This window comes from Enterococcus sp. PF1-24, from assembly GCF_029893325.1.
Classification (GTDB): domain Bacteria; phylum Bacillota; class Bacilli; order Lactobacillales; family Enterococcaceae; genus HY326.
This window is the reverse complement of the sequence record NZ_JARXWL010000003.1, coordinates 131,028-149,117: the sequence shown is the minus strand read 5'-3', so window position 1 is coordinate 149,117 and position 18,090 is coordinate 131,028. Positions and strand designations below refer to the sequence as shown.

Sequence of the window (18,090 nt, the reverse complement as noted above, 5' to 3'; positions counted from 1 at the left end):
GAGCGAAAAGTGATAAATTGGAATTATTATGAAGAAGATTACTATATCGATCCTAGAGGCGTTCGCTTTAATTTCCATGCGTATCGTGAGAAAACTGATAAAGAAGGATTTGTCAGAGTTTTAAAAGAATATCATGCCGAAAAACTTGATGAAAATCAAAAAGTGATACCTGAAGCATTGACCCCAAAGGGGTACCTAAGAAAAATCAGTGTCAATCCAGCATGGGAATATCATAAAGCCAAACAAGCAGAGATGCTTTCAGCACGGGAGACCAGTAAAATTTATGCACGGAGAAAAATAGATGTAGAAACAGTCTTCGGATTTATGAAGGCTTGTTTAGGTTTCACACGTTATACAGTTAGAGGGATAGATAAAGTCAGAAAGCAATCTGGCATTTTAATTACCGCAATAAATATGATGAAACTATCAAAAGTAAGATAATAATAATTAAATCATACCTAAAAAAACAGAAATCCCACAAAACCATAATGGTTTTCATAGAATTTCTTTTTTTTGAAACTACGAACATAATTTACTTATGTCACAGCCCCTATTATTAAATAGTTAGGAGCTAAAATCGTGATTACAATCGGCCCTTATCAAGCTGAATCTGATCAAGCAAGCATTATTCAGCTTGCTGGTAGACTAGCTGATAGCACTTTTTGTCCTGAAAAAACAACAGTTCAAACCTTCAAAAATACACAACGCAATTTAATGCTTAGTGATTTAGAGAACTTACCAGCAACTACCACGATTTTAGTTGCCAGAAATGCGAATAAAGTGATTGGCTTTATTCAAATAGATGAAAAAACTGACTGGCTAACTTTGACTAAAATCGGCCACATTGACCGCTTAGCTATCGCTGAAGATTTCACAGAGCAAGGCATTGCGACAAAACTTTTAGCTGCTGCTGAAGAAGTGGCCAAAAATAAAAATTATCACCAATTAACCTTGATGGCCTTTAACGATAATGTTAAAGCACTTAAATTATATGAAAAAATAGGCTTCAAGATTGAAACTGTAGGTATGGTTAAAAAACTCGACAAATAAGAAGCTAGCCACTTAGTCCCTGACTAGTTTCGCTAGCTTCTTATTTTACTTTTTATTAAATATTTGATAATCCAACTCATTAACTGATTTACCAACAATAATCGCTGAAAAAACATCTGAATTTACATTTAAAATAGTACGCAACATGCCCACGAACCATTCTACTCCTGCAAAAACAGCAATACTTTCTACTGGCAAACCCATTTGTGGCACAATAATCGCCAACGAAACCAAACCAGCTCCCGGCACCACCGCATTAGCCAAAGACACAAAAGTTGCTAAAACTGATAAATACAAACAATTTTCGATAGAAAATTCAATTTGATATAGCTGGGCAATCGTCACAACAGTAATCGCCATGTGCATCGCTGAACCATTGCTATTTAACGACATCCCCAAAGTTAAAACTAAATTCGCTACTCGCTCACTTAAGCCAATTTTATTACGGCTTTCCGCTAAAGCTGTTGGTAAAGTTACTGCTGAAGAAGTGGTCGCTAAAGCCATAATTGACATTTCTCTAGTATTACGAATTAATTGTAGCAGACTCACCCGACAATAAATACTAATCACTAGCGCCCATAAAGCAATAAAACTAAAGGTTGCCACAGCATAAACTAACAAATATTTCAATAATGGCAAAACAATGCTTAAGCCTAATGTACTAATCGTTGAACTGATTAATGCCGCAATTCCGATTGGTGCAAAAACCATGACAAAACGAATTACATTTAGCACTAGCTCATTAAATTCATCTAAAAACTTACTAAATAAAGATTCAGGATGACTCTCTTGATATTTACTTAAAGCCAAGCCGAAAAAGATTGAAAAGATAATAATTTGTACAATAGAACCTTCTGACAAAGCTGCAAAAATATTATTAGGGAAAAAGCCTACAAGCGTTTCATGAATCGAAATCGTTTGTGCACTCACTGCATTACCAGCAATCTCTCCGCTAGCCACACCGTTCCCTGGTTGAAATAGCTTCGCAAATAAAATTCCCCAAGCTGCTGCTAAAATTGAAGACGTACCAAAAACTAAAATCGTACGACCACCTAAATTAGTTAGTTCCTTTAAACGAATCCCACCAACAGCTTGAATAATTTGCCCCATAACTAATAATGGAATCGCCATTTGCATTAATCGTAAAAAAATAGTTCCTACAACTTCCAACTTCTGAGAGAAGCTAGGAAAAATAATTCCTAGCACAATCCCCAAAGCTACTGCCAAGATAATCTGTTTTGTCAAAGAGATTTTTTTCACTAGAAGCTCCTCCTACTCTACAATTTAAGATTATCAACCATTTCCCCTCAATCAGCTGTTATTATTACAAGCTGCTTATTTTATTGATTTTTCTAAAAAGTAGAGAGGATGAATCGATTTTTTATTGAACAATTCGTGTTCCTGCGCCATCACTAATTTTAAACAGATTTTCAATTGATGTAATGATTGTTTCCCGATTGACTTGCCCTTTTACAAAATCAATAGCAGCTTCAATTTTTGGTAACATACTGCCTTTTGCAAATTGATTTTCAGCAATATATTTTTCAGCATCTGCTATTGTTATAATCTCTAAAGCTTGTTGATTTGGTTGATTGAAATTAATATAAATATTATCGACTCCCGTTAAAATAATCAAACGATCCGCCTGAATATTTTTCGCTAAAACATTAGCTGAAAAGTCCTTGTCAATAACCGCCTCTACTCCTTGAAATTCACCAGTTTCTTTCATTATAACAGGAACGCCACCACCACCAGCGCAAATCGGAATCATATCTGCCGCAACCAAAGCTTTAATTGCTGCTTTTTCAACAATTCGTTTTGGTTGTGGGGAAGCCACTACTTTACGATAGCCTCGACCTGCATCTTCTTTAAAAATACTACCTTCTTTTTGCATTTCCATTTCAGCTTCATCTCTTGAATAAAAAGGCCCGATTGGCTTACTTGGCTCTTGGAAAGAAACGTCAGCAGGGTCCACTTCTACTTGCGTAACTACAGAAACTGCCTCTTGGTTAACCCCTTGTTTTTTCAACTCATTTTGAATCGCTTGTTGAATCCAATAACCAATGCTACCTTCGGTCATAGCCACCCCGGTATCTAATTTCATCATGGGCGTTTTTTCTGATTCCGCTGCTTTTTGCTGAATTAATAAATTACCCACTTGTGGCCCATTCCCATGACAGATGACTACTTTTTCACCACTTTTAATAAATTTAACTATATCAACCGCTGCTTTTTGTACGACAGCTTTTTGTGCGTCATCAGTGGGAATATTTTCTAAAATAGCATTCCCACCTAATGCAATTACATTCAATCCCATCTTGTTTACTCCTTCTGATTTTAATTAAACTGCTTCTTTTTTTGAATCGCTTGCCAAGACAGCAAAAGCAAGTAATCCTAAAGTTAATAAAATGCAAGCAAGATAGAAGCCGACTTTCATAGAACCTAATGAATCTGCTAAAAAGCCTGTCACATAAGGAGCTAAAATCGATCCTGACATCCCCACAAAATTATAAGCACTCAATGTGGTAGATAATGAACCAGCTGGCGCATTTTTCGTTACATAAGCAACTATAATTGGATCTAAAGCTAACTTACCAGTTAATCCATATAAAATTAATACAGCAATTAGCAATGTCCGATTAGTTACAAAAGCAATTGAAAAGACTGATAAAATAGCTAACGGTACTAAAACATAAACCAATTTTTTAGTGCTACCAAACTTATCAGCAATTCTGGCAAAGATTAAAGCGCCAGGAATTGAAGCCCATGGAACTAATGAAGAAATAAAACCAACACTAGTGCCCGCAAAGCCACGTTCATTAATTAAGAATGAAGGCAACCAAGTAATAATCACGAAATTGGCATAAATACTTGTAAAACATAGAATAAAGGCTGCTACTAAATTTTTATTTTTAATAATTGATTTTAAAGAAACTTTTTCTTTTGGTTGCACTACTTTCTCTGTAGTTGCTACTTTATTTTCATCGCCAGGACGAATCACTCGTTCTTTTAATAAAACATAGAATAAAATACCAACAATCAAAGTCGGAATAGCCATAATAAAGAAAGGTTTGCTCCAATGTTCGCCATTATCCAACACTAATTTACTTGATAATAAATAACCACCAGAAGTACCAAATGCCATCCCACTATTAATAATTGCTGTTCCTAAGGTCAATTTTTCTTTGGGAATCGCTTCTGTGGATAGCGCATATTGAGGGCCATAATAAGCCCCTTGACCGATTCCCGCTAACGCACGAATCACTAAGAACATTACAAAAGTCGTAGCTAAACCACTAAAGTAAGTCATCACCGCCATCACTACAAAGCCTACCGCGATTACTAATTTTCGACCTAACTTATCGCCTACCATGCCAAAAGGAATTTGGGCAATTGCATAAGTTAAGAAGAATATACTATTAGCTAAACCTAATTGCGTATTAGTTAAACCAAATGTTTCTCCCACAACTCCCATAATTGGGTTAAAAATTGTACGAGTCGCATACATTAAAATCCAACCGCAAAAGAATAGCGCAACAACTTTCATCCAATAATTGTTACTGACACGAACGGCACCTTTATTTTCAGCGTCTTTCATCTTATTTCCTCATTTCTATTTTTTATTAGTTTTCAAATTTCTGATATTTTGAGCATATTGTAAAGCTAAATAACTCCCGTAAGCTAAATCTTTCCCAGAGGTATGACCAATTGCTAAGATCCTTTTAAAAGCCTGAATAATTTCTGTAATCGTTTTTTCTTGTTGAATACTTTTGAAAAATTTTAAAACAGGTAGGGAAACTTCTTCTTGCAAAACACCTAACAGATAGGCTTGACTGATGTCAGTTGTCTGCAAATTAGTTCTGTTTTGTAAATAAATACTTAGTTGTTGTCCTCTTGTTAATTGCAAAACTTTTAAAGTTGCTAAGTAGGCTACCAATATATCATCGCCACTAGGAGTTAATCCTTGCCCTCTACCAAATAAGTAATCCACCACAGATGCTATTTCGGTTTCCGCCAAAAGTTGTGGTGAAACCAACTTTTCAACTATTTCCGTTGGGATGTTTAAACCAATTTTTGTTGGCAAATCAAAACTTGCTAATGCTGTTAGTACTTGCTGCAGTTTTTCATAAGATATTTCAAGGTGTGGTAGCTTTAAAGAATAGGCTTGCCCCTCAATCAATGAAATCTTCAGCGTTTCTGCAAGCGTATAAATAATTAACTGGTCATTTTTTATTTTTACAAAATTGCCTATTTCAATTTTTGTTAACAAATTTTCCACTACTATCCTAGGTAAATAAATACCAAAATTAGATAAATAGTTTTGGTAACTAGAAATATGCAGTAATTGCTGACCGATTTTTATATTGAAGGAATGACTGAACACACTATGAATATGTCCAGTCTTTCCAAATTGTTGCAAAGGAATTAAGCTTGCGCTAATCAACACTTCATCATTCAACTTTAATCCCTAGTTTCTCAGCATAAGCTTCTAAAGCTTTTTCAAAGCAACCAAGAGGTGCTCTAACAGTTCCCGCACCCACTTGCCCAACTCCTGCTTCTTTATGAGCGATTCCGGTATTAATAATCGGTGTAATGCCAGTTTCAACGACTTTACGAATATCAATTCCTAAACAAGCTCCTTGAAAATCCCAAGTCGGAATCGTATAAGTTGGATTATGGGTCATACAAATCGTTGCCATTTCATTTGAAATATCTAACGCATCTTGGAAACCACCTGCGCCTACAAAACGAGTGACCCCAGGCGCTGCTACCATTGCCATCGCACCAACCCCAACGGTTTCAGTAATTGCGCTATCACCAATATCTGGGTTGCCATCTTCTTCCGTAAAACCGGTGAAATATAGACCTTTTGGCGTATTTACTGGTGCGGTATACCACTGATCGCCGGTTTCCGCAATCCGCACACCAAAATTCACACCATTACGGGTCATCGTAGTTACGATAGTCCCTTTTGTGCCTTCGCGAGCTGAATCAACAATCGCTTTCCCAGTCGCCATCATAATATTCAAGAAAAATTGATCTGTATCAGCTAAGAATTTAATCACTTCATATTTTTGTTCTTCGCTAATTGCTAATTTAATAATTAGCGGTGAAATTTCTTTTAAGAAATTTAATGAAGCAGCGATATTTCTTTGATGGAACTCATCTCCCATCGTAATGGAGCGCGCGATTAAAACATTTAAGTTCACGCCTTCTTCAGAAAGTTGTAATGCTTGACTAATCGTTGGGCCTAAAACATCCCGCATCCATTGCAACCGGGTTACCACTTCTTCAGAGTAAGCACCAAACCGTAAAACTTTGCCAATGCCTTCATTCATTGTGCAATAAGCACGCTTGCCATCTAATCGATTTTCAACAACTACTACCGGCATATTGCCAGAAGTGATGCCGCCCATCGGTCCAACTGCCTGTACATGATGGCAAGGAATAAAGCGCACTTCGCCAGCTTCCAACATTGCTAAAGCCGCTTGTTCATCAGCTGCCCAACCTTCAAATAAGGCGGCACCGATACAAGAGCCTTTCATAGGACCTGTCATTTCAGAGAAAGACAGTGGCGGCCCTGCATGTAATAAAGTTTTTTGGGTTTCATTTAATTCTGGAATCACTGATTTAGCAGCAACGACATCAATTAAGAAAGGTTGAGCTTTGCGGATTTTATCCACGACTACTTCATTATCTTTTTCAATTTCAGCAGCATGTTTATCTAAAGCATTTAAAATTTTAATCATTTTTTTATTGCCATTGGCTCTTGGGCGCCAATTAAATTGTTCTGAAGCACCACCATATTTTTGAATGGATTCATTAAAACTTTGCAAACCGACATTAATAATGCGTGGCTTGCTATTTAAAAGCTCCATTACTTTATCGCTAACTGCTGGGATTGCAACTTTCTCGCCAGCGTATGGAATCACTGCTTTATCTTTTTCAGTAATTGTAATACCTTTTAAAGCTAACGCTAACTGAACGGCTTGAGCATTACTTGGTGCCACCATTACGCCAGCAGCTTGCAACTTCGCAACTGTTTCGTCATAACCTTGAGGGTCTTTATCAGTTCCAACAACCGTTGCTACAAAATACAAAGGTCGACCAGCAATTTTCGCCGTCTTTTTAGCAGTTTCGATGGCTGGAATTAGTGCACTAGCCATATCTTCATGAGCACCATAACCTAAAACGACATCTAATAAGATAACGCCCGTGCTTTCATCTTCGGCATATTCTTGAATCATTTTAATCCGCACACCAGGATCAATCATTGGATGTGGTTTTCCTTGAGTATAAATATCATCACCTAAATCAATTACATCATAACCATTAGATTTAAGAATATAACCTGATTGCTTAATTAAACCTGATAGCCCTAAGGCTTCAGAAATCATCATGCCAGCTTCAGCAGCTAAAGTGCCTCCAGAATATAAACCTTTGACAACTTTATCTTCCTGTAAAATTTCAATATCTGGCACAACAACTTTTTCAAAATAATTATTTTTAACAGCAACTTCACTGGCTAAATCAACCGCAATTTTTGCCGTTTCCTCTAAAGTATGCGCAAGATAAACTTTCCCTGCATGAGCTTCTGGATTTTCACCTAAGAAGATAGCTACTACTGGTTTAGAGATACTTTGTAGTAATTGCACCACTTCATCGCGAACTTCTTTTGCAGGTGGTTTAGAGATGACACAAATCACATCGGTTGGTTCATGGTTTTCTAAGGCAACAATCGCATCTTTAACCGTGGTTGCATCTACCGCTGCATTTAAATCCCGACCGCCTGTACCAATTGCATGAATTACACCACCGCCTAAGCGATCAATAATCGTGGTTACTTCTTGAATCCCCGTTCCTGAAGCTCCGACAATTCCGATATTCCCCGGTGCAACCACATTCGTGAAAGCAATCGGAATACTTGAAATGATGCCGGTTCCACAGTCTGGTCCCATCATTAACAAACCTTTTTCATGAGCTAACTTTTTCAAACGAACTTCATCTGCTAACGCAACATTATCAGTAAAAGAGAAAACATGCAGACCTTTTTCAAGAGCCTTCTCCATTTCATCAGCACCATATTCACCAGGAATTGAAAATAAAGCAACATTTGCATCAGGCAAATGCTCCAAGGCTTCCTCCCAAGATTGCGCAACACTTTCTTTCACCCCAGTATTTTTAGTGGATAAATCACTTAAAAATTGATCAACTGTTGGTAAAACGACCTCCATAATATCCGCTACTTCACTATCTACCACGATCATTAAATCATTAGGAGAAGCCGCTTGTGCCTCAGTAGTTAACAAATTAGTATTTGCTAAGATATCTTTATTGGCATCTGTTCCCATCATGATTTGACTCATCTGAATGCCGTCAATTGCGTTAATATCATTTGTTAACAGCATCAAGTTAATTGAGTCTTGATAATTATTTTTTAATATTACAGTTTTTAACATAAAGAACCTCCTTATTTTTCTACCCTTATGAATTTCTGGAGTATTAGTATTTACAGCCAGCTGTTTTTTTCTTACAATTGCATTATAGCTTTTGTTGTTTTCGCTTTCATTGACTAAAATTCTAAAAACGAAGCTTTTTTTTATCCAAAAAGGAGAAAAAGATAATGTTAATCCATGATATGATACAATTAGAAATTTTCGCGACTTGCAAAGTTTTAACAGATAATATAGGTATGAAAAATGAAGTAGATTCGGTTATGGTTTTAGAAGCCACTGATATTGAAAAATGGGGACGTAAAAATCAAGTGATTTTAACTTCTTACTATGCCTTATCCGATTTAAACGACCAAGATTTAAAAGATTTCTTACAGAAAATGGCAAATATTGGTTCTAGTGCTTTAATTGTTAAAATGGATCGTTTAATCAAAATCATTCCTGACGAACTAATTTCTTTATGTAAAGCTTTCAAGATCCCTTTAATAAAAATTGAAAAAGATATTTCTTACGAAACAATTGTTTTAGCCATTTACCGACCTATTTTAAATTATCAGTCTCACGTTTTAAAAACCTATTATGAAGTCAGGCAATCTTTCACAAAAATCGAAAAGAATTTGCCTTCTTTTGACCGAATAATGGAGACTTTTCAGGAGTTAATTAAGCGTGAGTGTCAATTATCAATTCCTGATAAAAAAATTCATGTTCAATTACCTATTCAAAAAGAAAAATGGGTTGTATTAGATGCGCTTCCTTTGAAAAATAAAGAATTTACAAAAAATCAGTATGAATTGTTAACTCTTTTTTCCCAGCAAGCCGCAGAAATTAAGGCTTTAAAAACTACTTTTCAACACCCATATTTTAACGAAGTTACTTTGTTAGTGTATGAAAATGGTCGGGTTTTTGATGATATTGATTTAATGATTATTGAAAATTTGATTGATATTATTAACGAAAAACTTCAAATGGAGTACTTGCTAAAAAAAGATCGTTATAATCGTTTAAATAATTTGAGTAATGCTTTATTAACAGGTTCAAATATTACGCTAGAAGAAAAAAGTAGCTTATTATCCGAAATGGAAATGGATTTTCATGAATATTACCAAGGAGTAGCTATTTCCTTTAAAGATTCTTTAGTTTTAGAAAAACGCAAAGATATCCTGCAAAAATTAAAATTTTTGGCTCCTCATATGATTTACCATGATAATCCTGGGCACTTAATTGCTTTATATAATTTAGCAGACGAAGCAACAAAAATTACACCTTTAAAAGTGCAACAATTATTTAAAGATTTTTTCACAGAATTTCCAGAGTTAACTTGGAATATCACAATTAGCCAACTAAAAGAAAAAAATCAGATTCATGAAATCTTAACAGAATGTTTAGATGCTATGAAGTTTAATCAAACCTTTTTCGTCAACAAGTGTTTATCTATTGAAGAATTGGGAATTTTCCGTCATTTTATTCGTAATAATCAATTGACAGCGATTAAAGAACTAATTCCTCCAGTTTTGATACAGCTTTATGAAAACGAGCCTACTTTATTTGCTACGTTAGCTAGCTTTTTAAGAAATGATAAAAATTACCAAAAAACTGCAGAAGAACTATTTCTTCATGCTAAGACCGTTCGCTATCGGATTAATAAAATCAATCAACGCTTCAACAATGATTTAGAGAAACCTTTGCTAATGTTGAATTATCAAATTGGCATTTACTTATTAGAATGGGAGCGCAAGCAAAAGGAATAGTGTATTTTTTATGGAAGGAAGCTTTAAAATGAAAGACATACACAGCTTAAGTTCAGGTTTACAATATACTGTCCATACAGTCCCACAAACTGTAAAATTCCAGAAAAATATTCTTTATTTTCATGGTGGTGGTTTAATTTATGGTACCCGCAACGACTTACCTGCTACTTTATTAAATATCTTTTTAGAGAGCGGATATACCGTGATTAGCGTTGACTATTTGTTAGCCCCTAATACTTCACTAGTGGAAATTTTAAAATCTGTACAGGCAAATTTTTCTGAACTAATGACTACTCATTTCCCAAAAGAGCCAGTCATTTTGGCAGGTCGTTCTGCGGGAAGTTACTTAGCTTTTCAATTAGCTAAACAGCTTCAAAAACAACCGTATCCGCAATTAATTGGGCTCATCAATTTTTATGGCTATACTGACTTAGAATTTATTTTTCAAAAAAGTTTACAACAAAAATTGCAACTTGATAATGTCCACCCTTCACTTTTTGAATTATCTGTACCTATTTTTGATGATCCGACTTTACAGCGTTCTTTACTTTATCAATATGCCGTTACTCATAACCTTTTACCAGAATATTATCAAGTTACACCTGAAAATAAAGCTTTTTTTGGTTTAACAGAAGCTGAAATTCAACAGCTGCCACGAAGTTTTAATAGCGCAAGCGCTAGTGACAGCGAAGTTCCCTTTCGTTATAGCAAAAGTTTGAAGCGTTTAAACACTCATGCAACTTTTTTCCCTGTTTATAATTTAGAACACGACTTTTTAAACATACAAAACGATCCCCAAGTTTTGCAAATTTTAAATAAACTTAAAGTTTGGCTAAAAGAATTTTAAAATTTCTTCCGACTAACACAACAGCTTCTGACTCACAACCTATACTAAGCAAGCTTGTTTCATTAGTTATCAGTTAAAAGCTTCCTAACTAGGGACATCTTCACAGTTATTTCATTAAATTTTCAAACAAATCTTTCTTTTCTTTTTTTAAATATGGTATAGTAGACATTGTGATGAAATTTAAACCCATCAATAAAATACATTTAATTTAGGAGTGCAGCACATGAAGAAAAAAACATTATTAGTTTCCCTAGCAGCATTAAGCTTAGTTGCTTTATCAGCTTGTTCTAGTGGCGCTAGCATGGATACTGACATCGTTACGATGAAAGGCGGTTCTATTACTGTCGAAGAATATTACAATGCCATCAAAAAAGAGCAAACCAATAAAAATGTTCTACAAAATTTAGTTCTCACTGAAGCATTTAGTAAAGATTCTAACGCCAAAGTTACCGACGAAGAAATTGACAAAATGTATAAAGAACAAGCTGAATCTTATGGTTATTCTGAAGAAGAATTTTCTACTTTTCTAAAAGAACAAGGATCAGACAAAGAGACTTTTAGACAAACAATAAAAGATAACTTGACTATTCAAGCAGGCTTAAAATCTAGAATGGAAATTACTGATGAAGAACTAGATACGGCTTGGGAAGCTTTCCATCCAGAAGTTGAAATCCAAATGATTCAAACAGCGACTGAAGAAGAAGCAACTAATGCTTTAACTAAACTTAAAGAAGGTGCTGATTTTTCTGATTTAGCCAATGAAATTTCAATTACATCAGTTAAAGAAGGCGAAGAAAAATCACAAACTTATAAATTTGATTCACTTTCAACAACGACTGATATTCCAACTGAAGTACAAACAGCGGCTTTCGACTTGAAAAAAGACGGTCTTTCAGAAGTTATTACTTATGCAGACCAAAGTCTATATCAATACACTGGTAACGTAACTTATAAATACTATGTAGTTAAACTGGTTAATAAAACAGAGAAAAAAGATGGCGATTTAGATAAATACAAAAAAGAAATCACCGATTCTCTTAAAACTACTAAAATGAATGATTCTGCAACTGTTATAGCAATTTTTAAAGACGTCCTAACAGAAGCAAACGTTAAAATCAAAGACGAAGATTTCAGTACATTATTAGCTGGTATCATGGAAGACACAACAACATCTTCAACTGCTGATTCTGCTACAGCTGACTCTTCAAAAACAGAAGAATCTTCAACAGCAAGTTCTACTGAAGAATCTAAATAATAGATTTTCTCAACAAGCTTTAGGTAATTACCTAAAGCTTGTTTTTTTGTAACTAAAATAGTTAAACAAATCTAAAAAAGAGCGTTTATAATCATTTTTCTATTTACATAGCAAAAATCCTAATAATAACGCTAGTTTTTATCAAAAACAGCTTTTTTTTATTCAAAAAAAGAGAACTAACAACGCTATATTTCGCTTATACTATGATAGAATTTAAAAAATTCAGAATATATTATAGAAAGGAGTTTTGTTATGAAAAAGTTGATTTATTTTTCTTGTCTTAGTTTATTAGGGGCTTCTATTGTTGGACCAACTAGTACAGCTTATGCCACAGAGGTACAGCAACAGCAAATAGAACAAGTCCAACAAATACAAGAAAAACCTACAGAAGAGGAGGTTACTGTTGAAACCACTTCTGTAGAAAGCAATCTTGGGGGGTTAACTATTGTTGACTTAGGGGAAGATGCAATTAGTTATTCTGAAGCATTGGAAAATAAAAATCCAATCTTAACAAAATATGAAGCTAATTCTGAAGAAATCGAAGTTGAAGAACAAGGGAATCTAACAATTTTATTTGATTCTACAACATTTGATGCAGTTATTATTTTAGATGATGAAGTTTTAGCTGTTCCTGCAGGAGAGTCTGTTGAACTTACTGCAGTTGATGGCACAACTCATACTATCAAAAATGATCGCCAAGAAACTCCAGAATTAGAAGAAGCACCTGAAATCAGTGGTATTATGCCTGTTTCAACTGATGTTGAAACTACTTCTGAAGAAATTTTACCTGAAGACCCTGCTACAGATGAAATTTCTTTAAAAACAATTCAAATTGTTGATTTAGGAAGCAATGCAATTGATTATTCATTTGCACTTGCCCAAGGCAATCCAATTCTTCAAAAATATGAAGAAAAATCTGCTGATATCAACGTGAAAAAACAAGGAAATGCAACTGTTTTATTTGATCGTTCTTCAAACAACGCTGTTTTAGTGTTAGATGAAAAAGTTGTTAACATTCCTAAATTTGCTTCTGCTGATGTTACTGACGACCAAGGAAAACTTTGGACGATTCGTAATGCTAGTGCTGGTAAATTCAAACTTCAAGATGCTGAAGGCGCAGCAGCGCATCAAGCAGCTCAAGAAGCTTGGGAAGATGCAGCCGTTTCTGCAGCTGGTAATACTGGTTTAGCAGTCGCTGATGCTTTCAATTTATTATTCGATATCATTGAAGGCGCAATTTTCTTACCATCTAATGCAATTCTTTTTGTAATTATGATTGTCCTTGGATTCTTAAGTGCAATTCCATTCGTTGGTCTAATCACTTTAATTATTGATGGCTTCTTAATTATTGCAAGTTCAATTTGGCATGTAGCGCAATACATCTTCAGTACACTTCGTCGTACAGCTGTTGTTCATGCAGGTACTTGGGCAAGTAATGAAATTACTGCTGGTTTAGCTGCTAACGCTGTTAACGAACAAGCTAATGCTGATGAAACAGGTTCTCTTACTGATGAAGCTGTTGCTGATGTTGCAGTTGATCAAGCAATCATTAATGCGGTTGGTAATCCAACACCTGCTATCGTTACTAACAATGTTGTTGGCGCTGGAAGTGCTGGCGTTCAAGCTTTAGCTGAAGTTGGTTTCGTTGGTGTAGAATGGATTCTAGGTTTAGCTGCCTTTGCTTTACATGGTTTAGGTGCTGCCCTATTTGCTTCTGTTATCGGTATTCCGATTTCATGGATTCCATGGTTACTTTCATTCATTCCATTAGCAATTGACGGTGTAGTAATGACTGCTCATGCAGGCTTTAACTTAAGCGCAACTGTGATGGATGAAATTCGTCGAATCGCTATTTTAGGCGGCGGCGGAGCTGTTGGCCTAATCGCTTCTTCTGTAGCGATTGGTAATGCAATCAACGCACAAAATATCGCTGATTCTTATCCAGATGAGGTTTACACTTGGGATTTGGAAAACATCAGAGAGTAATTTGAACATCGAGTTTAAGTTTTAACATTTAGATTTATTTCCTAAGAAAAAAGAGCTAGACCATGAAAATGGTCTAGCTCTTTTAAAATATCTTCATTTAAGTAAACAGTGCTATTTTTCTTCTTTTTCTTTCGCTTTTGGCACGTAGAAACTGCGATTATCTAAACCGAAAATTCGCTCAGTATACTGACCTGCTTCTGTTTGTTCAACCGCTGAAGTCATCATTTGAATCGAAGCATCTAAATTATCAATCTGATGTAATACTTCGGCTTCCATAATTCGCGGACGAATCGGTGAGCCATATTCTAACAAACCATGATGGGCTAAAACCATATGCCGTAAAAGCAAAACATCTTCTGCTTGATCATCAATTTTTAATTCCCCACAAGCTTTAATGATTTCTTCATCCACTAAAACCAAATGACCGATTAAATTCCCGGCTACCGTATACTCCGTCCCCACCGGACCTGATAATTCAAAAATTTTCCCTAAATCGTGTAAAATCACACCGGCATACAACAACGGCGCATTTAATTGTGGATATTCTTTCGTGATGGCTTTGGCCATTCGTAACATGGATAAAGTGTGAAAAGCTAAACCGCCAGCATAAGCGTGATGATTGCGTTTCGCTGCTGGGAAATCAAAGAATTCTTTCTGATATTTATTAACTAAATAGCGTACAATTCGGTTCCAACGCGCATTGGTAATTTCAAATAAGGTTTGATTAAATTCTTCCTGCATAGCTTCTTTCGTAATCGGCGCTTTCTCCATATACTCATCAGGATTCGCTGGCTCTCCCACCTTGGTTAAACGCAATTGTAAAATTTTCACTTGGGGATTACCCTGATAAACTTCTCTTTTCCCCGTTAAATGAACGACCTTGCCTGCCACAAATTGCTGAATTTGTTCTTCAGTAGCTCCCCAAAACTTCCCGTCAACGGTACCTGACGCATCTTGAAAAGTAAAAGCAATGAATTTTTTTTGATTTTTAGCAATGCGAACATCGGCGTTTTTAATTAGCACGAAATTTTCAAATTGTTCATCTAATTTTAGTTCAGCTATTTTCTTCATGAATTTCCTCCATCTCTTAGTTTACTCACTAAAAAGTCGTTTCCGAAAGCAAGCAAATGGGTTGTTGTAGTTCTTGATAATAATGTAGCATTTCCCGATCAGATGAAAAACAGATGATTTGATGACTTTTACCAAATTCTGCTAAAACTTCTGCCAGCTGCTGTTTCCGTTTAAAATCATAATGCAACCAACTATCGTCAATCATCACTGGTGCCAACTCCCTTTGCGCCTCTAAGGCTAAGAAAGCCAAACGAATCGTCATCACCACTTGGTCTTTAGTGCCCGTTGATAAATCATATAAAGAAAAGCTGGCAGTTTCATTGGCGACCGTTAAAATATTATCTTCAAAACGAATTTTTTGATATTGTTGATTCGTTAACAACGCTAAATAGCGACTAGCTTGCTCCAACAACTGCGGCAATTGTTGATAAGATAACTCGGTGGAAACATCTTTTAACACATTATCAGCTAAGCGACTACTCCCCCACGCTAAAGCTAAAGCTTCGATTTCAGCTTTTTGGGCTGTTCGTTGTCGATACAGCTCATCTAGAGTTCCATCTTCCTGCATCAATGTTAACTGAACATGAATTTCTTTTTCTTCTTGCAAATAAGCTTCATATTGACTTTCCAGTTGAACCTTTTCGGTTAAAGCTGTTTGCATTTTCGTATCAAGTAACTCTTTCGTTATTTGTTCTTCTTGCGGGTAAATTTCATGAATTAGCAAGCTTAAATCATCTTTGCGCTGCTTCATTCGTTGTTTCATCTTTTCATCTTCAATTATAATCGCTAATTCAGAAGGATAAGCAATTTGATATTTACTCATGACTGGCTCTAATTCGGCTAAAAGTTGCGCTTCGCGATTTTTTTGTTCTTGCCACTCTTTTTGCAGTTGCAACATTTTCTGCGCCGGTGCTTCTTCAGGCATTTTAGACATCATGTCAATAAACTCACGGATTAACGGAAATTGCTCTTTAGTTGCCACATTGCGAATCGGTAACCACGGTGTTAAAAAGTCCAAGCGCTGTTGAAAATCCGCCAATTGACTCGTTAATTCTGTCTGTTCTTTCAGCAAAGCTTGTTGCTGTTGTAAGTAAAATAAATAAATCTCTAAATCTGGTAAAGCCGTTGTTAAATTGGCTAAATTCACATGAGGACCTAAGTTGGCTGCTTGCAATTGCTGTAGCGCTTGTTCTTCATAAGCCGCCAATTCCGCATCTTTTTTAGCTAAATCATTTTGTAAGGCAGTCGCAACTTCAGCAGGATTATTAGATTCTCGCCCTTGTGAAAAGGCCAGCCAGCAAACGCCAACTAATAAGGCACTACCGCCAATTCCAAAAGCCGCAATTCGTAAACTGCTATCTAAGAAAAACCCAGCTAAAAAACACAGCACTCCGACAACTAAAACCCAAGTATTCGGCCGTTGCCAAAAGCCAGTAGCGGATTGTTGGAGAAAATGATTTTTGGAACGGGAATTAGGGTCTGACATCACAGCTACTTGTGCACTTAATTGTTGCTGTTCTGCTTGCAGTTGTTGATATTGTTCTAAAACGCTGGCTTGCCATTCAGGCGTTGGCTGTTTAGGCGCTCGCTCTTCTTGCCAGCCCCATTTGCTAGCAATTTCCACCGGTTTTTGTAAAGCTTGCAACTGTTCAGTTAATTGTTGTAGTCGTTTTTCTAAACTGATGATTTCCCCTTCTTCTTTTAAGAGGGCTTTGATTTTTTCTTCATGCTCTAAATAAAAATGGAAAGATTGCATCCCGTTAGGAATTTGCTTTAAGGCTTCCCGCCGTTGCATTAATTCATCAACCTTGGCCATCGCTTGTTGATAATTTTGATATAAATCAGCTAATTCAATTAAATCAGCTTCGCTAAATTTCGATTCACTTTGTTGACTTAAACCTTGCCACTCTTCATATTTAGGCCAATGTAATTGTTGTTGCTGCAATTGATTTAATTGCTGCTCAGCCAAAGTAATTTTTTCTTTCAGCTGGCGCATTTCAGTTTGTAAAGACTTTTGCTGTTGGCTTAATTCACCAAATAATTGCTCTTGCTGTTGTTTTTCCAGAATCTTGGATTCTAAAGCTTGCCATTCTTTTAATTCTTGATTTAAAGGTTGCTTCTGGCCACGGCGTTTATAAATTTGTTGACTTTCTGCCATAAACTGTTGCCGCAACTGATAAACTTCCCCACTGCCAGAGGCCCCTAGCGAAATTAAAACTTCATGCAGGGTTTCTTCTTCCAACTGTTGGAGATTAGTTAGCTGCTCTTGATTTAAACTAAAAACATTGCTGAAAATCTCTTCTGTTAAAGGCTCTAAGCATTCTTTCAAGAAAGCTTCATCTAAAACACTTTCTTGCGTGAAAACTTGCGCTTTCCCTTGATTTTTATTTTTCAAGCGCTCAATCATTAGCTCTCCATAAACAGGGTGGTTAATCCACAAACGCCCACCATAAGCCGCGCCATCTTGCGGGGCATAATCATTGCGGCGTTTATTTTTAGTCGGAAAGCCAAAGAGCATCGCCCTAATAAAATGGTAGATAGTCGATTTACCTTCTTCATTCAAACCAAAAATCAACTGATTACCGGCTTCAAAATTAAGTTCTTTATTTTGCCATTTACCAAAGCCGATAATCTCTGCTTTAAGCAATTTCATAAGGCTGTCCACCTTTCTTCGTTTTA

13 protein-coding genes are annotated in these 18,090 nt (G+C 35.9%); 6 read left to right on the top strand and 7 right to left on the bottom strand.

From position 1 onward, the window contains the following. Both M2139_RS02505 and M2139_RS02500 read left to right on the top strand, forming a co-directional pair. Positions 1-441: transposase (locus M2139_RS02505; RefSeq protein ID WP_280739526.1), on the top strand; the 441-nt coding region annotated here is incomplete at its 5' end. 138 nt (positions 442-579) lie between these two features. Further along, positions 580-1,050 (top strand): GNAT family N-acetyltransferase, encoded by a 471-nt coding sequence (locus M2139_RS02500; protein WP_280737216.1) that lies wholly within the window; start codon positions 580-582, stop codon positions 1,048-1,050. Between the two features lie 45 nt (positions 1,051-1,095). Here M2139_RS02500 and M2139_RS02495 read toward each other — a convergent pair whose 3' ends face one another. The 5 genes from M2139_RS02495 to fdrA form a co-directional block, all read right to left on the bottom strand. Continuing rightward, the gene (locus tag M2139_RS02495; protein WP_280737215.1) at positions 1,096-2,310 is read right to left on the bottom strand and encodes a dicarboxylate/amino acid:cation symporter; all 1,215 of its coding nucleotides are present in this window, start codon (positions 2,308-2,310) and stop codon (positions 1,096-1,098) included. Between the two features lie 121 nt (positions 2,311-2,431). Then, positions 2,432-3,367, bottom strand: a complete 936-nt coding sequence (arcC, locus tag M2139_RS02490; protein WP_280737214.1) for a carbamate kinase — start codon at positions 3,365-3,367, stop codon at positions 2,432-2,434. Positions 3,368-3,391: 24 nt separating this feature from the next. Next, positions 3,392-4,648, bottom strand: a complete 1,257-nt coding sequence (locus tag M2139_RS02485) for an MFS transporter (protein WP_280737213.1) — start codon at positions 4,646-4,648, stop codon at positions 3,392-3,394. Between the two features lie 15 nt (positions 4,649-4,663). Beyond that, positions 4,664-5,509 carry a DUF2877 domain-containing protein gene (locus M2139_RS02480; protein WP_280737212.1) on the bottom strand — a complete coding sequence of 282 codons (846 nt, stop codon included), beginning with the start codon at positions 5,507-5,509 and terminating at the stop codon, positions 4,664-4,666. Continuing rightward, positions 5,502-8,510 carry a DUF1116 domain-containing protein gene (gene fdrA / locus M2139_RS02475; RefSeq protein WP_280737211.1) on the bottom strand — a complete coding sequence of 1,003 codons (3,009 nt, stop codon included), beginning with the start codon at positions 8,508-8,510 and terminating at the stop codon, positions 5,502-5,504. Before fdrA ends, M2139_RS02480 begins: the two co-directional genes overlap by 8 nt. A 164-nt stretch (positions 8,511-8,674) precedes the next feature. Between fdrA and M2139_RS02470 the strand changes: the two genes are divergently transcribed. From M2139_RS02470 to M2139_RS02455, 4 genes are all read left to right on the top strand, one after another. Next, on the top strand, positions 8,675-10,252 hold the full coding sequence (locus M2139_RS02470; protein ID WP_280737210.1) for a PucR family transcriptional regulator: 1,578 nt from the start codon (positions 8,675-8,677) through the stop codon (positions 10,250-10,252). A 28-nt stretch (positions 10,253-10,280) separates the two neighbouring features. Next, a complete protein-coding gene (locus M2139_RS02465) occupies positions 10,281-11,099 on the top strand; it encodes an alpha/beta hydrolase (protein ID WP_280737208.1) in 819 nt (272 codons plus the stop codon). 223 nt (positions 11,100-11,322) lie between these two features. Beyond that, entirely contained in the window at positions 11,323-12,354 is a 1,032-nt protein-coding gene (locus M2139_RS02460) for a peptidyl-prolyl cis-trans isomerase (RefSeq protein ID WP_280737207.1), read from the top strand. A gap of 252 nt (positions 12,355-12,606) precedes the next feature. Continuing rightward, a complete protein-coding gene (locus M2139_RS02455) occupies positions 12,607-14,340 on the top strand; it encodes a hypothetical protein (protein WP_280737206.1) in 1,734 nt (577 codons plus the stop codon). A 111-nt stretch (positions 14,341-14,451) separates the two neighbouring features. Here M2139_RS02455 and M2139_RS02450 read toward each other — a convergent pair whose 3' ends face one another. Together M2139_RS02450 and M2139_RS02445 are read right to left on the bottom strand one after the other, a co-directional pair. Next, positions 14,452-15,411, bottom strand: a complete 960-nt coding sequence (locus tag M2139_RS02450) for an HD domain-containing protein (protein ID WP_280737204.1) — start codon at positions 15,409-15,411, stop codon at positions 14,452-14,454. 28 nt (positions 15,412-15,439) lie between these two features. Further along, positions 15,440-18,064 carry an AAA family ATPase gene (locus M2139_RS02445; RefSeq protein WP_280737203.1) on the bottom strand — a complete coding sequence of 875 codons (2,625 nt, stop codon included), beginning with the start codon at positions 18,062-18,064 and terminating at the stop codon, positions 15,440-15,442. Between the last annotated feature and the right edge of the window lie 26 nt (positions 18,065-18,090).